We start from the raw sequence: 20,066 nt of genomic DNA, 5'->3' as shown, positions 1-20,066 counted from the left end.
CCTGAATTAAGGGCCTTAGCGGCCCTTGGTTTTATCACGTGCAATAAGCTGGCTGGCGATCACCATAACCAGCGACAGAACCAACAAAATGGTCGCCAGCGCGTTCACCTCTGGTGATACGCCGACCTTAACCATCGAGTAGATTTTTAATGGCAGAATTTCATAACCCGGCCCGGTAACGAAGGACGAAACGACGACATCATCCATCGACAACGTAAAGCTCAGTAGCCAGCCTGCAGCTACGGCAGGCATAGCCAGTGGTAGTATGATCTTGCGCAGAATAGTCACTTCACTGGCGCCGAGATCTTTGGCTGCCTCAAGCATGCGTACATCAAAACCTTTCAGGCGTGAGTAAACCGTCACCACCACAAAAGGCAGACAAAAAGTGATATGCGAGAACAGCAGCGACCAGAAACCGAGCTGAATACCGATCAGCATAAACAGCACCAGTAAAGAAATCGCCATCACGATATCCGGCGACATCATCACCACGAACAGCATGCCGCTGACAAACGGTTTGCCACGAAAGCGGTAGCGGTACAGTGCGACCGCTGTAAGTGAGCCGATCAGCGTGGCGAACGTGGCGGAGAGCACCGCCATCGTCAGCGAGTGCTGCGCCGCCTGCAGCAGGCTGTCGTTATTCATCAGCAGGCCGTACCATTTGGTGGTGAAACCCTGCCAGTTGATACCAAAGCGCGAGCTGTTAAAGGAGTTCACAATCAAGATAATGATTGGAATATACAGATACGCGTAGATAGCGGTCATAAAACCGCCGCGAAGCAGTCGACCGATCATTCGAGTTCCACCTTCTTGTTCAGCAAGCGGGAGGCGCGCCAGTAGATCAGCAGCATCAGACCCATCACGATGGTCAGGGTAATACTGGTGGCGGCACCGAACGGCCAGTCGCGAATGTTCAGGAACTGAACTTTAATCACGTTGCCAATCAGCAAGTTTTTTGCTCCGCCCATTAGGTCGGAAACGTAAAACAGGCCCATTGCGGGCAGCATAACCAGCAGGCATCCGGCGATAATCCCCGGCATCGTCAACGGAATAATGATGCGGGTAAAAGTCTGAAGTTTACTGGCGCCTAAATCGCGTGCGGCTTCCAGCAGCGGTTTATCGAGCTTTTCAATGCTGGAATAGAGCGGCATCACCATAAACGGCAGCAGAATGTACACCAGCCCGATAATCACTGCGCTGGGGGTAAACATGATGCGAATGGGAGTATCAATAACGCCAAGCCACAACAGAAACTCGTTGAGATAGCCTTTGGTGCTGAGAAAAATTTTGAGTCCGTAGATGCGAATAAGCGAGTTGGTCCAGAACGGAACAATCAGCAGGAACAGCAGCAACGGGCGCACTTTTTCCGGCAGTTTCACCAAAAACCAGGCAAACGGATAACCGAGAACCAGACAGGCGAACGTGGCAATCAGCGCCATATTGAGGGAGTGAACCAGCACCTCAAAATAGAGCGGATCGAGCAGGCGAGTATAGTTTTCCAGCGTAAAGACCATTTTGACGAAATTAGCGTCGTCACGGGTCAAAAAGCTGGTGCCGATGATCATCAGGTTGGGCAGAAAGACAAATAACACAAGCCAACCGACAATGGTGACAATCACCACACTCTGGAATTTACTTGTGTTCTTCATCAGCCAGTACGACCTCCCAGCTTTCTACCCAGTTAATCGCCATTTTCTGGTCGAGAGAGTGGTCAAAGTCAGGGTCGTCTTCGTTGAAGAATTCACTGACCATCACCATCTTGCCATTTTCCAGTTCCACAACCGACTCCAGCGTCATGCCTTTGTAGTTGCGTTCACGCACGTAGCCGATCAAGCCTTCGATATGATTATCATCGTTGATTTCATCAACGCGCAAGTCTTCAGGTCGTAACAGAACGTGCAGCTTCTGCCCGGGAATCACCGCAAAGTTAACATAAATATTGCACTCGCGGCCTTCAACGTTAGCACGAACACGCTGTTCGTCCAGACGTTCTATCACCGTGGCGTTAAACATATTGATCTCGCCGATAAATCCGGCGACGAACAGATTTTTCGGCTCTTCGTAGATTTCGCGCGGCGTACCGTCCTGCTCAATCTTACCATCGCGCATCACCACGATGCGATCTGACATGGTCAGCGCTTCTTCCTGATCGTGTGTGACAAAGACAAAAGTGATACCCAGCTTACGCTGCAGCGCTTTTAGTTCGTTCTGCATCTGCTTACGCAGTTTGTAGTCCAGCGCAGAGAGGGATTCATCTAACAGGAGTAAGCGGGGTTTGTTGACCACAGCTCGGGCTATCGCTACGCGCTGCTGCTGTCCACCGGAGAGTTGATGCGGTTTTCGCTGGGCGAACTCTTCCAGTTGCACCATGCGTAGAGCTTCGGTAACGCGGGGAGAAATGTCGGCTGCGGGCGTTTTTTGCATGCGTAAGCCAAAAGCCACATTCTCAAACACGGTCATGTGGGGAAATAAGGCATAGCTTTGGAAGACGGTGTTCACGTAGCGGTTTTCCGCAGGAACGTGAGTGATGTCCTGGTTGTCCAACATAATATGACCGGAATCAACTGTTTCCAGGCCGGCTATCAGGCGAAGAACGGTTGTTTTACCGCAGCCAGAGGGGCCGAGCAGCGTGAGAAACTCGCCATTATTGATGGTCAAATCCAGGCTGGAAATCACCTCTTTGCCATCGAAACTTTTGCGAATTCCCGCTAATTGCACCAGTGGAGAAAGCGAACGCGGTTGTTTATTCAATTTTTTACTCTGTCCCATGTAAACGCAACGGATGGCTGACCGATGCGGGGTTTGTGGTTAACCACCTTGATGACTCTTAATGAGGGCCGTTATTCTACGGCAAACCATGGTAATCGCCAATCCTTGTTGCTAATTACTGACTTAGCCCTATAGTCAGAGGGGATGTCAGGGCGAAATATTCTCATTTGCGGGGATAAAAGTGACCTGACGCAATATTTGTCTTTTGTTGCTTATTGATAATGTTGTCACAAAAAGTGAGGGTGACTGCATGGATAAACTACTTGAGCGTTTTTTACACTACGTGTCGCTGGACACCCAATCAAAATCGGGCGTGCGGCAGGTACCCAGCACCGAAGGACAGTGGAAGTTATTACAACTGCTCAAACAACAGCTCGAAGAGATGGGGCTGGTTAATATTTCACTGAGCGAAAAGGGGACGCTGATGGCGACGCTGCCCGCTAACGTTGCTGGCAATATTCCCGCGATCGGCTTTATTTCCCATGTGGATACCTCACCGGATTTCAGCGGTAAAAACGTTAATCCGCAAATCGTTGAAAACTATCGCGGCGGCGATATTGCGTTAGGCATTGGTGATGAAGTTTTGTCGCCGGTGATGTTTCCGGTACTGCATCAACTTCTGGGCCAGACGCTGATCACCACAGACGGTAAAACCCTGCTGGGCGCAGATGATAAAGCAGGCGTGGCGGAAATCATGACCGCGTTGGCTGTGCTTATACAAAAAGATATTCCGCACGGTGATATCCGCGTGGCCTTTACGCCAGACGAAGAGGTCGGCAAAGGGGCGAAGCATTTTGACGTTGCGGCATTCGATGCGCAGTGGGCCTACACCGTTGATGGCGGTGGCGTAGGGGAGCTGGAGTTTGAAAACTTCAACGCCGCGTCGGTTAATATAAAAATTGTCGGCAACAATGTGCATCCCGGTACCGCAAAAGGGGTGATGGTGAATGCGCTGTCGCTGGCGGCGCGTATTCATGCGGAAGTTCCGGCAGACGAAAGCCCGGAGACGACGGAAGGCTACGAAGGCTTCTATCACCTGGCGAGCATGAAAGGGACGGTTGATCGGGCGGATATGCACTACATCATCCGTGATTTTGACCGCAAGCAGTTTGAAGCGCGTAAACGCAAGATCATGGATATTGCCAAAAAGGTCGGCAAAGGATTACACCCGGACTGCTATATCGAACTGGTGATTGAAGACAGCTACTACAATATGCGCGAAAAAGTGATTGAGCATCCACACGTTCTGGATATCGCCCAAAAGGCGATGCGCGATTGCGATATTGAACCGGTGCTGAAACCCATTCGTGGCGGCACTGACGGCGCGCAGCTGTCGTTCATGGGTTTACCGTGTCCGAATCTGTTCACCGGCGGCTACAACTATCATGGTAAGCATGAGTTTGTAACCCTGGAAGGAATGGAAAAGGCGGTGCAGGTGATTGTGCGTATTGCGCAGCTCACCGGGAAGCAGCAGTAAATTTCTCGGTAGATGCCGGATGGCGCTTGGCCATCCGGCACGGAATATTTCATTCGGGTAGGCCTGATAAGACGCGTAGCGTCGCATCAGGCACTGTCCGCATTATCCTTCGAAGAACCAGTACCCGCTGTTGACCAGCGCGGCAAGCATGGCAAGGAAAGACGGATCTTCCAGCGCATCCTCAAAATTCTCAGCTGTCAGCACAATATGGCTGGCCAGCGCTTCCAGGGCAGGACGATGCGGCGAATCAATTTTCTCACCGTTGGCGTAGACGTCGTCGCCAATACGCAATACGCGCAACCCACCCAGACGCACTAATACATCCCCTTGCTTCAGGGCATCGTAAATTTCGTCTGGCTGATAGGGTGGCTCCGGCGGAGCAATATCCAGCTCATGACGAGACTGAGAGATAAACTCGCCAAACCACTGCTGGAAATGTTCCGGCTGATTAATCAGACCGAGCATCATTTCGCGCAGCTTGTCCATCTCCTGCGGCAGAACGTCAGCCGGGTGATCGCGCGGCGGCAGGTCAGGATCGCTGTAATACGTGCTGCCCAATTCACGTTGCAAAACGTAATCGGCGAATCCGCTGATCAGCTCGCGAGTGTTTGGCGCGCGAAAACCGACCGAATAGTTCATCGCATTTTCCAGCGCATAGCCTTCGTGCGGGAATCCTGGTGGAATATACAGGATATCGCCGGGTTCCAGCTCTTCATCAATGATGGCTTCAAACGGGTCGACCTGCAGCAGGTCCGGATGAGGGCAGTGCTGCTTCAACTGCAGTTTTTCGCCCACGCGCCAGCGACGACGTCCGGTTCCCTGAATGATAAACACATCGTACTGATCCAGGTGTGGGCCAACGCCGCCGCCGGGTACGGAGAAGGAGATCATCAGATCGTCGATGCGCCAGTCCGGCAGTTCGCGAAACGGGCGCATCAGCGCGGCGGTTGGCTCATGCCAGTGATTGACCGCCTGCACTAATAATGACCAGTTGTTCTCGCCGAGATGATCATAGCTTTCGAACGGACCGTGGCTCACCTGCCATTTACCGTCCTGGTGGCTGACGAGTCGGCTGTCGACTTCGCTTTCCATTGCCAGTCCAGCCAGTTCGTCAGGAGAGAGTGGATCAATAAAGTTGTTAAACCCGCGTTTTAAGACCACCGGGCGTTTCTGCCAGTGACGTTCAAGAAAATCGGGCCAGTTAAGTGTGAGTTGGTATTCCATAATGAGCATCCCGCAGGCTGGTATCTGCAACCGATTATAACGGATACTTAACCTCAAGCGTGAAGTCAGTACATATTTATTACATGCGACGATTACTCGTCTTTCTGACCCGGCTGCTGACGGCCAAAAATAACTTCCATACGCGCGCCACCCAGCAGGCTGTCGCCAGCAATAATCTGTCCGTCATACTGCTCGGTGATTTCTCTCGCCACCGCCAGGCCGACGCCTTGTCCGGGACGTAGCGTATCTACGCGTTGTCCACGGTCAAACACCACTTCCCGTTTGCTTTGCGGAATACCGGGGCCATCATCTTCAACCAGAATATGCAGTTGATCCTCGGACAGTTGCGCTGAAATCTCGACAAACTCCAGACAGTATTTACAGGCGTTATCCAGCACGTTACCCATTACTTCGACAAAGTCGTTCTGCTCGCCCACAAAACTGATTTCGGGTGAGATATCGAGATTAATGTTAACGCCTTTACGCTGATACACTTTATTCAGTGCCGAGGTGAGTTTATCCAGTAACGGCGCGACCGGATGCAGTTCGCGGCTGAGCAGGGCGCTGCTGCCACGCATACTGGCGCGATGCAGGTAATAGCCTATCTGCTGCGAAATACGGCTGATTTGTTCCAGCATAATGGGTTCTGCATCGCTCACGTTCATTTTTTCATTACGCATTGAGCGGAGCGTGCTTTGCAAAACTGCCAGCGGTGTTTTCAGGCTGTGGGTGAGGTCCGTTAACGTGGTGCGGTATTTGTCGTAGCGCTCGCGTTCGCTTTTTAAAAGCCGATTAAGATTGCGGACCAGGCTGGTCAGTTCGCGTGTCGTGGCGGGGTTTAGCATCTCACGATGATGTTCCTCAAGTTCACGGACTTCACGCGCCAGCGATTCAATAGGTCGTAGGCTCCACCAGGCGGCCACCCATAACAGCGGAATGACCAGCAACAGATTGGCGACCAGCACATAAATAAACCAGCTCCAGACCATATACGAGCGTTTTAGCTCAATAGGAATGGTGTCGACAACCACAATAGTCAGTTGCGGCATTCTGGCGGTGGCGGGATAGACGTTCACTGCTACCGAGTGGGTCATTTCGGCATCGTCGTCATCTTCTCTGACTTCTTTTAACTGCTGCTGAGCAGAGTGATCTTCGCCCAGTAAGGTGCTGGTGGCGTCTACATTGGCTTCAATTTCATGAAAGCCGTTCGTTTTTAGCCAGTCCGGTTGGATACTTTGCGTCAGCCAGGGAACATTGCGCTGCGCCCACAACAACTCACCACTTTCGTTATAGATCAGTGACATTGTTGGGCTTTGCATATCGAGATTCTCAGGCAGCTCGATGTTTATCTTGCCGTTCTCCCACTTTGCCAGGGTATAGAACAGATTACTTTCTCCCCGTAGCAGGCGGAATGTAGTCTTATCAAAGCTGACGCTATAGCCCACAAGGGCAACCATGCCGTAGGCCAGCGAAAGCACCAACACCACGCCTGCGGTTGCCAGTAAAAAGCGCAACCGCAGCGATAATGGAAAAAAATGACGCAATAATTTATTCATTAGCGCAGTTCAAAAAGATATCCCTGGCCACGCACGGTGGTGATGACATCATCCGGGTATTGCGCCTGAATTTTTTTACGCAAACGGCCCATCAAAACATCAATGGTGTGACTTTCACGCAGCTCGGCATCCGGATAAAGCTGCAGCATGAGCGAATCTTTACTCACCACTTTGCCATTATTACGGATGAGCGTTTCCATAATGGTGTATTCAAACGCCGTGAGCTTGATAACTTCATCATTGACGGATAACTCGCGGCGAGAGAGGTCCACCTGAAAAGGCGGAAGGGAGATAATTTGCGATGCCAGGCCGCTGTTGCGACGCATCAGTGCCTGCATGCGCGCAGCCACTTCTTCAATGTGAAACGGTTTGGTGACGTAATCATCAGCGCCGGCGCTGAGTACTTCCACCTTGTCCTGCCAGCCCTCACGCGCGGTTAACACCAGAATCGGCAGCGAAACTTCATTACTGCGCCAGCGGCGGATCAAGGATAAACCGTCTTCATCGGGGAGTCCTAAATCAACGATCGCGATATCCGGCAAATGTTCATTCAGATAATAGTCCGCTTCCTTCGCATCTTCTGCATCATCCACCTGATGCCCTAAATCCTGTAACTGAACCTTGAGGTGGTGGCGTAATAAAGCATTATCCTCGACGACCAATACGCGCATCATCTTTTCTCCCTAAAATAACGGTATGAATAGTGTAACGCTGATTATGTGGCTGTGGGGATAAACATTTAATAAACCGCGGGAAGGGATAATGTTCCGGGCCATAAAAAGCCGGAGGCGCTGACGCTTTTCCGGCTTGCATACGACATAAACTGATGGCCGGAACAGGCGCAATTGCCCTCCGGCGTATTACAGATTACTTAAGTTCATCAACCATTGTGACGGCGCGACCAATGTAATTGGCTGGCGTCATTGCTTTCAGGCGCGTTTTCTCGTCTTCCGGCAAAGCCAGACCGTCGATAAACTGCTTCATACCTTCGGCGTCAACGCGTTTGCCGCGGGTCAGTTCTTTCAGTTTCTCGTATGGCTTTTCAATACCATAGCGACGCATCACGGTCTGGATTGGCTCAGCCAGAACTTCCCAGTTATGGTCCAGTTCATCCAGCAGATGATCGCGGTTCACTTCCAGTTTGCTCACACCCTTCAGCGTGGACTGATAGGCGATCAGCGCATAGCCAATACCGACGCCCAGGTTGCGCAAAACGGTAGAGTCCGTCAGGTCACGCTGCCAGCGGGAAACCGGCAGTTTGCTCGCCAGATGCTGCAGTACCGCGTTAGACAGCCCCAGATTTCCTTCGGAGTTTTCGAAATCGATTGGGTTCACCTTGTGCGGCATAGTGGAGGAACCAATTTCACCCGCGATGGTTTTCTGTTTGAAATGGTTCAGCGCCACGTAACCCCAGACATCGCGGTCGAAGTCGATCAGGATAGTGTTGAAACGGGCGATGCAATCAAACAGCTCGGCAATGTAGTCGTGCGGCTCGATCTGAGTCGTGTATGGGTTCCACTGGATACCCAGCGAGGTGACAAACTCCTCGCTGAACTGATGCCAGTCTACTTCCGGGTAAGCGGCAATGTGGGCGTTATAGTTACCCACGGCACCGTTGATTTTACCAAGAATTTCAACCTGGTTGAGCTGGCGATACTGGCGCTCCATACGGTAAGCCACGTTAGCCATTTCTTTGCCCAGCGTTGACGGGGTGGCTGGCTGACCATGGGTACGGGAGAGCAGGGGAATATCGCGATATTGTACGGACAGATCTTTCACCGCGTCGATAAGCTTACGCCAGTACGGCAGAACCACTTCGTCACGGGCAGTTTTCAGCATCAGCGCGTGAGACAGGTTGTTGATGTCTTCTGAGGTACACGCGAAGTGGATGAACTCGGAAACGGCGTGCAGTTCCGGGATATCCGCCACTTTCTCTTTCAGGAAATACTCAACTGCCTTCACGTCATGGTTAGTCGTACGCTCAATGGTTTTGATGCGCGCTGCATCTTCTTCATTGAAGTTAGCGACGATCGCATCAAGGAAACCGATTGCGTCGGCAGCAAAAGCAGGAACTTCCTTGATCGCTGCGTGCGCGGCCAGTTTTTGCAGCCAGCGTACTTCAACCTGTACACGGAATTTCAGCAAACCGTATTCGCTGAAAATCCCGCGCAGCGCGCTGACTTTATCGCCGTAGCGTCCATCGACAGGGGAAACGGCGGTCAGTGAGGATAATTCCATAGATCACAACTCCGGGGTTAAATGAGCAAGAATTTGTTTTGCCTGAGTCGTCAGGCGATTACGAGAAAACATGAGTTGCAGACGGCCTCCACCAACCTGATGCCAGAGCACGGCAGCACGGATACCAGCCAGCAGCGAAGCGCGTACTTTAGCCTGAACCTGTGGGCTCTGAAGGATTGCCGGGGAGCCCGTAACCTGAATACGCGGGCCGAGTGGGCTGATGACGTCAACATAAATGCCTGCCATCGCACTCATCAACGTTTCAGACTGCAAGTCAAAATGGTCCAGCTGGCGCTGCAAACCGTTGATACGGTCTCCCAGCGTGTCCATAGCGCCTTTAGCGGCTGAGAGCTTACGCTCCAGCACCATCAGGCTTAACGTGTAGCGGGTGAGTTCCGCGTTCAGCCCCTGACGACTACTGGCATTGAGCACGCCGAGCATCGTTTCCAGACCTAAACGCAGGTTGGCCTCGCTACCGCCAAACACGCCCAGCGTAGAGCTGGGATTCATGTCGATGACACTGTTCAGTGAAACGTGTAATGCATCGGCATCACAATGCCCCTGGTGCGCCAGTTCTTGTACCAGGCGTGCCGACTGGCAAATACCTGCCAGGGCGAGGGTGATGTCATAATAATTCTTTGCCACGTTCACTGCTTCCTTGTATCAGATGTGTAAGTAATTATACCGGCAGAGGCAATCGTTGTTCGATAATGCCGCCGCCGAGGCACACTTCACCATTGTAAAAGACAGCCGACTGACCCGGCGTTACCGCCGCGACTGGCTCGTCGAAAATGACTTCAATACGCTCAGCATCCAGCGCTTTAACGGTGCACGGAATATCGGTCTGACGATAGCGGGTTTTCACCGTGCAGCGCATTGTGCCGGTGAACGCTTCGCGATCAACCCAATGCAGCTGTTGTGCCACCAGGCCAACGGACATCAGGCGCGGGTGTTCATGACCCTGAGCGACAACCAGAATGTTGTTCTCAACGTCTTTATCCACCACATACCATGGATCTTCTGTCCCTTCTTTCGTTCCGCCAATACCCAGACCTTTACGCTGACCCAAAGTGTGGTACATCAGCCCCTGATGCTGGCCAATCTCTTCGCCATCAACGGTGATGATTTTGCCTGGCTGAGCCGGCAGGTAACGACCAAGAAACTCGCGGAACTTACGTTCGCCAATGAAGCAGATGCCGGTGGAGTCTTTTTTCTTGGCCGTAATCAGACCGAGGTCTTCGGCAATTTTACGCACCTGTGGTTTTTCCAGTTCACCTACCGGGAACAGGCTTTGCGCGATTTGCTCATGGCCGAGCGTGTAGAGGAAATAGCTCTGGTCCTTGTTGCCATCCAGCCCACGCAGCAGGCGGCTTTTGCCGTCGACGTCGGCGCGGCGCACGTAGTGACCGGTGGCGATGTAATCGGCACCTAAATCTTCGGCGGCAAACTCGAGGAAGGCTTTAAACTTGATTTCTTTATTGCACAGAATATCCGGGTTCGGCGTACGGCCCGCTTTGTACTCTTCAAGGAACAGTTCAAAGACGTTGTCCCAGTATTCTGCGGCAAAGTTAACGGTATGCAGTTCAATGCCGAGTTTGTCACAGACCGCCTGCGCATCCGCAAGATCGGCAGCCGCTGTGCAATATTCCTCGCCATCGTCCTCTTCCCAGTTCTTCATGAACAGGCCTTCTACCTGATAACCCTGTTGTTGCAACAGCCAGGCAGAAACGGAGGAATCGACACCGCCGGACATGCCGACGATCACTTTTTTTGGGCTTTCAGACATAGGAATACTCACGACATTGAACTTCAAGGCGGCATATTCTAGCACGCAGCCCTTTACTTGACACCCTCTGTAAACGGCCAGTTAAATTCGCCAATCATCGCCAGTGGATAGCGCTGTCCGCTCTGATAACAGAGAATGCTCTCGGCAACCAGCGGCGAGCGCAGGTTTGGTGCTGAAAGAATCTCTTCCGCGCTGACCCAGCGACAGCAATCTATATCGCTGTCATGAGGTTCAGTAGCGCACATATTGGCAAGCTCGATAGAAAACAGAAAACGTAAAAAGGGCGTTTTGTCTGGCGCAATCCATTGATGCATTCGAATGAAATGTTGTGGCTGTGCTTTGATACCTGTCTCTTCCCACAGCTCGCGAGCGGCGGCTTGCACTAAAGTTTCATCCGCTTCCAGGTGCCCAGCAGGTTGATTCCACAGGGCTTTGCCATTGATTGTTTCCTCAACGACTAAAAATTTGTCTTCTGCATGCACAATTAAGGCGACCGTAACGTGTGGTTTGAACATACCTGTTCCTTATTCAGTTAGTTGCATCCCGCCACTCGCCATTGGCGAGATTGTCCAGCGTGTAATCTCCCATGGCATAGCGGATAAGGCGCAGCGTAGGAAATCCAACATGTGCTGTCATACGACGTACCTGGCGATTGCGGCCTTCATATAAAGTCACTTTCAGCCAACGGGTGGGGATATTTTTCCTCTCCCGAATAGGCGGGTTTCTCGGCCATAGCCATGTGGGTTCTTCTACCACCTCAATGCCAGCAGGCAGCGTGGGGCCATCATTGAGCGTCACGCCAGTGCGCAGGGCTTCCAGCGCTTCGGGCGTAGGTTCTCCCTCAACCTGAACGTAATAAATCTTCCCCGTGCGCTTGCCGGGTTGCGTTAACCGCGCCTGCAGCGCGCCGTCATTGGTCAGCACCAAAAGACCTTCACTGTCTCGATCGAGTCGGCCAGCGGCATAGATTCCTGGTACGGGAATGAAATCTTTTAACGTGCTTCTGCCTGCCTCGTCAGTAAATTGTGGCAAAACATCGTAGGGTTTATTGAACAAAACCACGCGTTTTGGCTGGTTTTCTTTACGCTGCTTAGTGACTTGTCGTGAGCTGAATCGCTCAACCCGGTGATTTCTAAAAGAAGTTTTTTGCATGGTATTTTCAGATTATATCAATTGCCGCATTATAGCCTAAGAACGAGTGTCTTTCATGGCGGCGAACAATAGGGTAGTATTGACACGCTCATTACAAATCATTAACAAAAAGTTGCTCTAACGCATCCGTGTAGCAGGACGCAAACGCACATGCAGCGTGATGACAGACGAGCAGAACCAGAAGCGCTCGAAGGAGAGGTGAATGGAAAGCAAAGTAGTTGTTCCGGCGGAAGGTAAGAAGATCACCCTGCAAAACGGCAAACTCAACGTTCCTGAAAATCCGATTATCCCGTTCATTGAAGGCGACGGTATCGGCGTTGATGTAACCCCACCGATGATCAAAGTTGTCGATGCTGCTGTCGAGAAAGCCTATAAAGGCGAGCGTAAAATCTCCTGGATGGAAATCTACACCGGCGAGAAATCCACTCAGGTTTATGGCCAGGACGTCTGGCTGCCTGCTGAAACCCTTGATCTGATTCGTGAATATCGTGTTGCCATCAAAGGCCCTCTGACCACACCAGTTGGCGGCGGTATTCGCTCTCTGAACGTTGCCCTGCGTCAGGAACTTGACCTGTATGTCTGCCTGCGCCCGGTGCGTTATTACCAGGGTACGCCTAGCCCGGTTAAACACCCTGAACTGACCGACATGGTCATCTTCCGTGAAAACTCCGAAGATATCTACGCGGGTATCGAGTGGAAAGCGGACTCTGCCGATGCCGAGAAAGTGATTAAATTCCTGCGCGAAGAGATGGGCGTGAAGAAAATCCGCTTCCCGGAACACTGCGGTATCGGTATTAAACCGTGTTCTGAAGAAGGGACTAAACGTCTGGTTCGTGCAGCGATCGAATACGCCATCGCTAACGATCGTGATTCTGTTACCCTGGTACACAAAGGTAACATTATGAAGTTCACCGAAGGCGCGTTCAAAGACTGGGGTTACCAGTTAGCGCGTGAAGAATTCGGTGGTGAACTGATCGACGGCGGTCCATGGGTGAAAATCAAGAACCCGAAAACCGGTAAAGAGATCGTGGTGAAGGACGTTATCGCAGATGCGTTCCTGCAACAGATCCTGCTGCGTCCGGCTGAATATGACGTGATTGCCTGTATGAACCTGAACGGCGACTACATCTCCGATGCGCTGGCCGCACAGGTTGGTGGTATTGGTATCGCACCGGGTGCGAACATCGGTGACGAATGTGCGCTGTTCGAAGCAACCCACGGTACTGCACCGAAGTATGCAGGTCAGGATAAAGTGAACCCAGGTTCCATCATTCTGTCCGCTGAAATGATGCTGCGCCACATGGGTTGGGTTGAAGCGGCTGACCTGATCGTTAAAGGTATGGAAGGCGCAATCAACGCCAAGACCGTAACCTATGACTTCGAACGTCTGATGGACGGCGCTAAGCTACTGAAATGTTCAGAGTTTGGTGACGCGATCATCGAAAACATGTAATCCAGATCCTGGGTTGTATGAGAACGGGAACCGAGTGGTTCCCGTTTTTTTTATGCCTTAACTCGCGGTTGCGTAATACGTAAGCCGCTCACGATTGCTGCCAGCGAGGCCAGAATGCCAGCGGTTATCAGCGAGACGTGGGTGCCACTGTCGCCAAACTGGTTTAGCATCAGCGCGACCAGTGCGGCTCCGGTACTCTGACCCAGCAAGCGCGCCGTCCCCAGCATACCGCTCGCACCACCGCTGCGTTCACGCGGCGCGGAGGTGATAATGGTGTGGTTATTCGGTGACTGAAACAAGCCAAAACCCGCGCCGCACAGTATCATCGGCCAGATGATATTAACATCCGAGGGAGAAGCGGGCAGCAGCACCAGCGAAAACAGCCCGCTTGCCATTACCGCCATGCCCAACGCGCCCAACAGTCCGGCGTGAACGCGTTCAATCAGATATCCCGCCAGCGGAGCCATCACCATGGTTGCCAGTGGCCATGGCGTCAGTAGCAGCCCCGTTTCAACCTCGCTGCGGCCAAGTACCGTTTGCATAAAGAAGGGCAGGGAAACCAATGCCAGCATTTGTGCGCTGAAGGAACATATCGAGGTACAGATCGAGAGTGAAAACAGTGGAATGCGTAGCAGGTCGACCGGCAATAACGGAACCGGCAGCGCAAGCTGACGGCGGATGAAGAAATAACCCACCACGATAAGCGCCACAAGCTCGGTGCCAATCAGTTTTAGCGACTGCCCTTGTGCAAACCCGCTGAGCGCGGTAATTAGTAAGCCAAACGTCAAGGCATTCATGGCCGCACTTGGCAGATCAAAGCGTGGTTTATTACCGCGGGACGCATTGGGTGGCAAAAAACGCATAGCCAGAAGCAGGGCTATTATTCCCAGCGGGACGTTGATCAGAAACAGCCATTTCCACGAGCCAACAGAGAGAATTGCTGCGGCAATGGTCGGACCCGCTGCCGAAGAGACCGCGACAATAAAGGAGTTGATCCCCATTCCTCGTCCAAGCTGACGCTGAGGATAAATGAGTCGGATCAATGCCGTATTGACGCTCATCAGCGCCGCGCCGCCAAAACCCTGAGCGACGCGCGCCAGTGTCAGCATGTGCAGCGAATCTGACAAAGCACAGAATAGCGATGCCAGCAGGAACACGACCAGGCCGCACTTATAAATGCGCCGGTAACCGAACATATCACCTAAAAAAGAGAACGACAGGAGCGAAACCACGATCGCGATTTGATAGGCGTTCACGATCCAGATTGAGCTGGCTGGTGAGGCCTGAAGATCGGCTGCGATAGTTGGCAGGGCTACGTTCGCGATTGCGCCGTCGAGCACTGCCATAGAGATGCCAATAATAATGGTTAAAATTGCTCCATATCGCTGGGGCAATGGCAGACCATCGGTCTGAGTTTTTTCCATAGGAAGTCAATATTGTCGGAATTTATGATGAGAATAATAATTTTAGCATTGATATTCAGGCGTTAGGTCGCAGATTTGTAACTAAGTAAGCAAAGAGCGATTGCGAGGGGGGATACGTGAAATTATAATAAAAACCGGTTCTGATTTTTATAAAACACTCGAAAGGGGTGATAAATGGCAATCGCAGATCTGGATAAGCAACCCGATTCTGTATCTTCCGTGCTGAAAGTTTTTGGCATTCTGCAGGCGCTGGGTGAAGAGCGCGAAATTGGTATTACCGAATTGTCGCAACGCGTCATGATGTCGAAAAGCACCGTTTATCGCTTTTTGCAGACCATGAAAACGCTGGGTTATGTGGCACAAGAAGGTGAGTCTGAGAAATACTCGCTGACCCTGAAATTATTCGAGTTGGGCGCGCGCGCGTTGCAAAACGTCGATCTTATCCGTAGTGCTGATATCCAGATGCGCGAACTTTCGCGTCTGACGAAAGAAACAGTACACCTCGGTGCGCTGGATGAAGACAGCATTGTCTACATCCACAAAATCGACTCCATGTACAATCTGCGCATGTATTCCCGCGTTGGTCGTCGTAATCCGCTGTACAGTACGGCTATCGGTAAAGTTCTGCTGGCATGGCGTGACCGCGATGAAGTGAAGCAGATTCTGGATGGCATTGAGTACAAACGTAGTACCGATCGTACCATTACGAATACTGATGAATTGCTGGTATTGCTGGATAAAGTGCGTGAGCAGGGCTACGGCGAAGATAACGAAGAACAGGAAGAAGGCCTGCGCTGCATCGGCGTACCGGTGTTTGACCGTTTCGGCGTGGTGATTGCGGGTCTGAGTATTTCATTCCCAACGCTGCGTTTCTCAGAAGAGCGTTTACACGAGTATGTGGCGATGCTGCATACGGCGGCGCGTAAGATTTCAGAACAAATGGGCTATAACGACTATCCGTTCTAATCTGACGTAATCGCGAATGCTAAAAACCCCAGGTATTTTGTACCCGGGGTTTTTTGTGAACAGTCATAACGTTACCAAGCGTAAATAACGTATCGAATGTATTGCTGCGATATTAACCGTTATCGATTATGACCGTGCTTTTCCTGAGCAGGGGACAATCCGACAGGCCAATGATACCACTATTGGTGTGGACGTATTGTGCGGTGCTGGTTCCGCGGGCGGTCAGATATTGGCATTGCAGGCCCAGACCGGCAGCATTCTCTTTACTTCCAATTAAAATTCCATAGCCGCTCAGTAATAAACCGATCCAAACCACAGCTAACAACACAATAGCGCGGATAATCAGACGCATTTCAACCTCTTATCTTTTCTCGTTATTCTTAGATTAGCCTGTACACGGGATGAAACAAGTCAATCATTCCTAAAAAGATTGAATGCCGATACAGTTAACGCTGGGTTTAGGTAACGCATGATAATTTATAGACATAAGATGTAGGGTTGAAGAGTGGAGCTGGAGTGAAAAAAATTCGCTGGGTAGTGCTGATTGTTGTTGTGCTGGTATGCATACTGATGTGGGCGCAGGTGTTCAACATCATGTGCGATCAGGACGTACAATTTTTCAGTGGTATTTGTGCCATCAATAAATTTATTCCCTGGTAAGCGCATTTTCGCAACAGTTGATTACCTTCTTGTGCGGCAGTGGTAAACTACACTGTCTACATTGAGGTGGTGAAATGAACGAAGTTTTGAATTCTGGCGCGTTAAGTTTTGCGTCTTTAGCGGTATCGGTGGTGGTTCTGATTGTCGGGCTTGTTCTTTGGTTTTTCATCAATCGGGCAAGTTCGCGTACTAACGAGCAGATTGAGCTGCTTGAGGCATTGTTAGATCAGCAAAAAAGACAGAATGCTTTACTCCGTCGCCTTTGCGAAGCTAATGAACCCGAGAAAGCTGCAGAACCTACCGCAGAGCCCGCCAGGGATGAAGACGATGACATCATTCGCCTGGTAGCTGAGCGGTAAAAAAGTCTGGCAGGATGAGGTACTGCTGATGTTGTTCTCAGTTGCTTCATCCTGTCATCAGTGCGTCAGACTATTTTCTTCTACCCTCGTCCTGCAATTAGCGGTCGGACCGGTATGTATTCTCAGTATTTTCAGATGCTCCGACTAATTAATATCTTATCCCCGGTCTGATATAAATATAATCTCCCATACGTTAAAAATATGATTATGTCATTTTTGTGATAACGATCGTCTTATTAACAGCGAAACGTTTCTCTTACTTTTTTTGTGCCTTGTCATCATTCTTTCATTATTTTGGTGCAAAACCAGAAGGCGGATCTCATTTTTACGCTTGTGACATTTTATGCATTACTAAGCATAAAAAATGATATCTGGCAGAACCCGTAACAGATAACCTGGAACAACCGAAGCTATTGAGCTATGGTAGAAATGTCCCAGTGTTGGCGCAAGCCAGGCGGGGGAAGAGGGGAGGCGCGTGAATATATCTCTTCTCGAGATGGCGCATAACTGTGCAGTTGCTGTTTGATGAACGACGGGATTTGTGCGACCGATCGAGACACGTTTAAAAATGGCTTGCCATTATTTACGTTGTATGTGATAACACGTTTTGGGTTAAACGAGGTACAGTTCTGTTTATGTGTGGCATTTTCAGTAAAGAAGTCCTGAGTAAACACGTTGACGTTGAATACCGCTTCTCTGCCGAACCTTATATTAGTGCCTCAAGCAGTAATGTCTCAGTTTTATCTATGTTATGCCCGCGGGCGAAGAAAATACTCTAAGGAATTTTGCAAATGGCAAAGATTAAAGGTCAAGTTAAGTGGTTCAACGAGTCTAAAGGTTTTGGCTTCATTACTCCGGCTGATGGCAGCAAAGACGTGTTCGTACACTTCTCCGCTATCCAGGGTAACGGCTTCAAAACTCTGGCTGAAGGCCAGAACGTTGAGTTCGAAATTCAGGACGGCCAGAAAGGTCCGGCTGCTGTTAACGTAACAGCTATCTGATCGATACCACTGATTTGAAGCGCTCAGGCGCAACCAATTCAGATATAAAGCCTCGCTTATGCGGGGCTTTTTAATTCAAATTACGTCAAAATATTACTGAATGACCATCCATTAGCGCTTTGTTGCAAAGGCGTGATGTTCGTAGCATAGTTTTCCCCGCTTTCTTACGGCATTTCCCGTTAAATCAGTCACCTGAAAAACTATCATGCGGGAGTCCAGGTGAAAAAGAAAAACGACATAGATGCGCGCAATTTTACTCCCGTCCGTTTTGCCCTGCTTTGCGTGGCAATATTATTGAGTCTTGGATTGCTGCTGGGTCGGGTTGCGTGGCTGCAAATTGTTACGCCGACGAATCTGGTCAAACAGGAAGACATGCGTTCCTTACGTGAGGTGTCCATCGCTTCGCCGCGCGGAATGATTACCGACAGAGAAGGGCGACCGCTGGCGGTTAGCGTTCCGGTTAACGCCGTCTGGGCCGATCCGAAGACGATCGTTAGCAAGGGTGGTGTTGGCTATAACGAACGCTGGCAAGCGTTAGCAAAGACGCTGCATATTTCGCTCACCACGCTGGCTGAACGCGTTAACAGCAATCCGGCCGGGCGGTTTATCTACCTGGCGCGTCAAATCTCTCCTCAGCAGGCTGAATGGGTCGATAAACTGGATCTACCGGGGATCAATCTGCGTGAAGAGTCCCGTCGCTTTTATCCCGCCGGACATGTTGCAGCTAATCTGATTGGTTTCACCAACATTGACGGGCAGGGTATTGAAGGGCTGGAGAAAAGCTTCAATAGCCAACTGATGGGCAAACCCGGCTCCCGCCTGGTACGGAAAGACAAATTTGGCCATGTCATCGAAAATATCACCGAAGTGATGCCGGTACCGGCGCATGAATTACAGCTCAGCATTGATGAGCGTTTGCAGACGGTTACTGAAGACGCGCTGGATAATGCCGTAACGTGGAATAAGGCGGAATCCGGGGCCGCTGTTCTGGTCAATATTGCCACCGGCGAAATACTTTCCATGGCAAGCTTTCCCGACTTCAATCCCAATAATCGTGATGGTGCGGTCCTGGATGATTTTCGTAACCGTGCAATTAGCGACACCTTTGAACCCGGCTCAACCGTTAAGCCTCTGGTGATCATGACCGCTCTACAGCAGGGGATTGTGCAACCGGACAGCGTGATCGATACCCATCCTTTTAACGTTGATGGACATCGCATCCGCGACGTCGGGTTTTACCCGGAGTTATCCCTGACCGGAATTTTGCAGAAATCCAGCGATACCGGCGTATCACACCTTTCGCTGGCAATGCCGGTACAGAAACTCCTCGATACCTATAAAAGCTTTGGCTTTGGCGATCCAACCGGATTGGGGTTAACCGGGGAAAGTAGCGGTTTAATGCCTCAACGTCGCTACTGGAGCGATCTGGACCGGGCAACTTTCGCATTTGGTTATGGGTTAATGGTGACGCCGCTCCAGCTGGCGCATGTGTATGCCACCATCGGCAGCTTCGGTATTTACCGCCCGCTTTCTATTACGCGTATCGATCCGCCGGTAATAGGTACACGGGTGATGCCGGAGGCGCTGGTTCACCAGGTTGAACATATGATGGAAAGCGTCGCGCTACCTGGTGGCGGGGGAACCAAGGCTGCAGTCAGAGATTATCGCGTAGCGGTTAAGACCGGAACGGCAAAGAAAATTGGCGATGATGGCAAATATGTCGATAAATACGTGGCCTATACGGCGGGCGTCGCGCCAGCGAGCGACCCGAAATTCGCGCTGGTCGTGGTGATTAATAACCCGCAAAACGGTGCATATTATGGGGGGGCAGTCTCCGCGCCTGTTTTCAGCCAGATTATGGGCGATGTCCTGCGTCTGGAAAACGTCAAACCGGACGGCATGCCTGCCGACTCCGATCATCTGCTGGTGATGCACGGCAGTAGCGTATCCTCGCCGTCGATGTAAGTTATTTTCCAGGGGCGCGATTCGCGTTACACTTGC

Annotated in this window: 21 protein-coding genes; 8 read left to right on the top strand and 13 right to left on the bottom strand. The window is 51.1% G+C overall.

All coding sequences use genetic code 11. The features are described from left to right. Positions 1-15 precede the first annotated feature (15 nt). From potC to potA, 3 genes are read right to left on the bottom strand one after another with little or no spacing between them, the layout of a single operon-like run. On the bottom strand, positions 16-795 hold the full coding sequence (potC, locus tag WHR59_RS14255; RefSeq protein ID WP_003030794.1) for a spermidine/putrescine ABC transporter permease PotC: 780 nt from the start codon (positions 793-795) through the stop codon (positions 16-18). Further along, positions 792-1,649 (bottom strand): spermidine/putrescine ABC transporter permease PotB, encoded by an 858-nt coding sequence (potB, locus tag WHR59_RS14250; RefSeq protein ID WP_043015988.1) that lies wholly within the window; start codon positions 1,647-1,649, stop codon positions 792-794. The genes potC and potB overlap by 4 nt, the downstream gene beginning before the upstream one ends. Next, positions 1,633-2,769 (bottom strand): spermidine/putrescine ABC transporter ATP-binding protein PotA, encoded by a 1,137-nt coding sequence (gene potA, locus WHR59_RS14245; RefSeq protein ID WP_043015989.1) that lies wholly within the window; start codon positions 2,767-2,769, stop codon positions 1,633-1,635. The genes potB and potA overlap by 17 nt, the downstream gene beginning before the upstream one ends. A gap of 250 nt (positions 2,770-3,019) precedes the next feature. Between potA and pepT the strand changes: the two genes are divergently transcribed. Beyond that, complete coding sequence (gene pepT, locus WHR59_RS14240; RefSeq protein ID WP_338843185.1) at positions 3,020-4,246, top strand: peptidase T; 1,227 nt, start codon at positions 3,020-3,022, stop codon at positions 4,244-4,246. 102 nt (positions 4,247-4,348) lie between these two features. On the opposite strand, the gene roxA is transcribed toward pepT, so the two are convergent. The 8 genes from roxA to rluE form a co-directional block, all read right to left on the bottom strand. Next, positions 4,349-5,470 carry a [50S ribosomal protein L16]-arginine 3-hydroxylase gene (gene roxA, locus WHR59_RS14235; RefSeq protein WP_003030786.1) on the bottom strand — a complete coding sequence of 374 codons (1,122 nt, stop codon included), beginning with the start codon at positions 5,468-5,470 and terminating at the stop codon, positions 4,349-4,351. A gap of 92 nt (positions 5,471-5,562) precedes the next feature. Beyond that, the gene (gene phoQ, locus WHR59_RS14230; protein WP_043015991.1) at positions 5,563-7,026 is read right to left on the bottom strand and encodes a two-component system sensor histidine kinase PhoQ; all 1,464 of its coding nucleotides are present in this window, start codon (positions 7,024-7,026) and stop codon (positions 5,563-5,565) included. After that, positions 7,026-7,697, bottom strand: coding sequence for a two-component system response regulator PhoP (gene phoP, locus WHR59_RS14225; protein ID WP_003846709.1), 672 nt, complete (start codon positions 7,695-7,697; stop codon positions 7,026-7,028). Before phoP ends, phoQ begins: the two co-directional genes overlap by 1 nt. 196 nt (positions 7,698-7,893) lie before the next feature. Further along, the gene (purB, locus tag WHR59_RS14220; protein WP_016153410.1) at positions 7,894-9,264 is read right to left on the bottom strand and encodes an adenylosuccinate lyase; all 1,371 of its coding nucleotides are present in this window, start codon (positions 9,262-9,264) and stop codon (positions 7,894-7,896) included. 3 nt (positions 9,265-9,267) lie between these two features. Next, the gene (gene hflD, locus WHR59_RS14215; protein ID WP_016153409.1) at positions 9,268-9,909 is read right to left on the bottom strand and encodes a high frequency lysogenization protein HflD; all 642 of its coding nucleotides are present in this window, start codon (positions 9,907-9,909) and stop codon (positions 9,268-9,270) included. A 34-nt stretch (positions 9,910-9,943) separates the two neighbouring features. Continuing rightward, the gene (gene mnmA / locus WHR59_RS14210) at positions 9,944-11,050 is read right to left on the bottom strand and encodes a tRNA 2-thiouridine(34) synthase MnmA (protein WP_100194261.1); all 1,107 of its coding nucleotides are present in this window, start codon (positions 11,048-11,050) and stop codon (positions 9,944-9,946) included. A 53-nt stretch (positions 11,051-11,103) separates the two neighbouring features. Then, a complete protein-coding gene (locus WHR59_RS14205) occupies positions 11,104-11,565 on the bottom strand; it encodes an NUDIX hydrolase (protein WP_338843184.1) in 462 nt (153 codons plus the stop codon). Positions 11,566-11,578: 13 nt separating this feature from the next. Further along, positions 11,579-12,202 carry a 23S rRNA pseudouridine(2457) synthase RluE gene (gene rluE, locus WHR59_RS14200; protein WP_043015994.1) on the bottom strand — a complete coding sequence of 208 codons (624 nt, stop codon included), beginning with the start codon at positions 12,200-12,202 and terminating at the stop codon, positions 11,579-11,581. A gap of 202 nt (positions 12,203-12,404) precedes the next feature. Between rluE and icd the strand changes: the two genes are divergently transcribed. Continuing rightward, positions 12,405-13,655 (top strand): NADP-dependent isocitrate dehydrogenase, encoded by a 1,251-nt coding sequence (icd, locus tag WHR59_RS14195; protein ID WP_003030769.1) that lies wholly within the window; start codon positions 12,405-12,407, stop codon positions 13,653-13,655. A 50-nt stretch (positions 13,656-13,705) separates the two neighbouring features. Here the strand turns inward: icd and WHR59_RS14190 are convergent, their stop codons facing one another. Further along, complete coding sequence (locus tag WHR59_RS14190; protein ID WP_338843183.1) at positions 13,706-15,079, bottom strand: MFS transporter; 1,374 nt, start codon at positions 15,077-15,079, stop codon at positions 13,706-13,708. Positions 15,080-15,253: 174 nt separating this feature from the next. Here WHR59_RS14190 and kdgR point away from each other — a divergent pair, with 174 nt between their 5' ends. Next, positions 15,254-16,045 (top strand): DNA-binding transcriptional regulator KdgR, encoded by a 792-nt coding sequence (kdgR, locus tag WHR59_RS14185; protein ID WP_003833778.1) that lies wholly within the window; start codon positions 15,254-15,256, stop codon positions 16,043-16,045. Between the two features lie 112 nt (positions 16,046-16,157). Here kdgR and WHR59_RS14180 read toward each other — a convergent pair whose 3' ends face one another. After that, complete coding sequence (locus WHR59_RS14180) at positions 16,158-16,397, bottom strand: YobH family protein (RefSeq protein WP_221922386.1); 240 nt, start codon at positions 16,395-16,397, stop codon at positions 16,158-16,160. A gap of 164 nt (positions 16,398-16,561) precedes the next feature. Here WHR59_RS14180 and mgrB point away from each other — a divergent pair, with 164 nt between their 5' ends. From mgrB to ftsI, 5 genes are all read left to right on the top strand, one after another. After that, positions 16,562-16,705 (top strand): PhoP/PhoQ regulator MgrB, encoded by a 144-nt coding sequence (gene mgrB / locus WHR59_RS14175; RefSeq protein ID WP_003034977.1) that lies wholly within the window; start codon positions 16,562-16,564, stop codon positions 16,703-16,705. A 74-nt stretch (positions 16,706-16,779) separates the two neighbouring features. Continuing rightward, the gene (locus WHR59_RS14170) at positions 16,780-17,064 is read left to right on the top strand and encodes a YebO family protein (protein WP_043016039.1); all 285 of its coding nucleotides are present in this window, start codon (positions 16,780-16,782) and stop codon (positions 17,062-17,064) included. A 635-nt stretch (positions 17,065-17,699) separates the two neighbouring features. Continuing rightward, the gene (locus WHR59_RS14165) at positions 17,700-17,843 is read left to right on the top strand and encodes a DUF2627 domain-containing protein (protein ID WP_006684179.1); all 144 of its coding nucleotides are present in this window, start codon (positions 17,700-17,702) and stop codon (positions 17,841-17,843) included. A gap of 12 nt (positions 17,844-17,855) precedes the next feature. Next, positions 17,856-18,065, top strand: a complete 210-nt coding sequence (gene cspE, locus WHR59_RS14160) for a transcription antiterminator/RNA stability regulator CspE (protein WP_001062678.1) — start codon at positions 17,856-17,858, stop codon at positions 18,063-18,065. 219 nt (positions 18,066-18,284) lie between these two features. Then, a complete protein-coding gene (gene ftsI / locus WHR59_RS14155) occupies positions 18,285-20,030 on the top strand; it encodes a peptidoglycan glycosyltransferase FtsI (RefSeq protein WP_043016040.1) in 1,746 nt (581 codons plus the stop codon). The last annotated feature ends 36 nt before the right edge of the window (positions 20,031-20,066 follow it).

It is taken from the genome of Citrobacter europaeus (genome assembly GCF_037482245.1).
GTDB lineage: Bacteria > Pseudomonadota > Gammaproteobacteria > Enterobacterales > Enterobacteriaceae > Citrobacter > Citrobacter europaeus.
The sequence above is the reverse complement of the archived record's forward strand: the minus strand, read 5'-3'. Positions and strand labels throughout refer to the sequence as shown.

Bases quoted from the DNA above. Each gene is read 5' to 3' on its own strand.
- potC (WP_003030794.1), bottom strand. From the start codon at position 795: ATGATCGGTCGACTGCTTCGCGGCGGTTTTATGACCGCTATCTACGCG.
- potB (WP_043015988.1), bottom strand. From the start codon at position 1,649: ATGAAGAACACAAGTAAATTCCAGAGTGTGGTGATTGTCACCATTGTC.
- potA (WP_043015989.1), bottom strand. From the start codon at position 2,769: ATGGGACAGAGTAAAAAATTGAATAAACAACCGCGTTCGCTTTCTCCA.
- pepT (WP_338843185.1), top strand. From the start codon at position 3,020: ATGGATAAACTACTTGAGCGTTTTTTACACTACGTGTCGCTGGACACC.
- roxA (WP_003030786.1), bottom strand. From the start codon at position 5,470: ATGGAATACCAACTCACACTTAACTGGCCCGATTTTCTTGAACGTCAC.
- phoQ (WP_043015991.1), bottom strand. From the start codon at position 7,026: ATGAATAAATTATTGCGTCATTTTTTTCCATTATCGCTGCGGTTGCGC.
- phoP (WP_003846709.1), bottom strand. From the start codon at position 7,697: ATGCGCGTATTGGTCGTCGAGGATAATGCTTTATTACGCCACCACCTC.
- purB (WP_016153410.1), bottom strand. From the start codon at position 9,264: ATGGAATTATCCTCACTGACCGCCGTTTCCCCTGTCGATGGACGCTAC.
- mnmA (WP_100194261.1), bottom strand. From the start codon at position 11,050: ATGTCTGAAAGCCCAAAAAAAGTGATCGTCGGCATGTCCGGCGGTGTC.
- WHR59_RS14205 (WP_338843184.1), bottom strand. From the start codon at position 11,565: ATGTTCAAACCACACGTTACGGTCGCCTTAATTGTGCATGCAGAAGAC.
- rluE (WP_043015994.1), bottom strand. From the start codon at position 12,202: ATGCAAAAAACTTCTTTTAGAAATCACCGGGTTGAGCGATTCAGCTCA.
- icd (WP_003030769.1), top strand. From the start codon at position 12,405: ATGGAAAGCAAAGTAGTTGTTCCGGCGGAAGGTAAGAAGATCACCCTG.
- WHR59_RS14190 (WP_338843183.1), bottom strand. From the start codon at position 15,079: ATGGAAAAAACTCAGACCGATGGTCTGCCATTGCCCCAGCGATATGGA.
- kdgR (WP_003833778.1), top strand. From the start codon at position 15,254: ATGGCAATCGCAGATCTGGATAAGCAACCCGATTCTGTATCTTCCGTG.
- WHR59_RS14180 (WP_221922386.1), bottom strand. From the start codon at position 16,397: ATGCGTCTGATTATCCGCGCTATTGTGTTGTTAGCTGTGGTTTGGATC.
- WHR59_RS14170 (WP_043016039.1), top strand. From the start codon at position 16,780: ATGAACGAAGTTTTGAATTCTGGCGCGTTAAGTTTTGCGTCTTTAGCG.
- WHR59_RS14165 (WP_006684179.1), top strand. From the start codon at position 17,700: ATGTGTGGCATTTTCAGTAAAGAAGTCCTGAGTAAACACGTTGACGTT.
- cspE (WP_001062678.1), top strand. From the start codon at position 17,856: ATGGCAAAGATTAAAGGTCAAGTTAAGTGGTTCAACGAGTCTAAAGGT.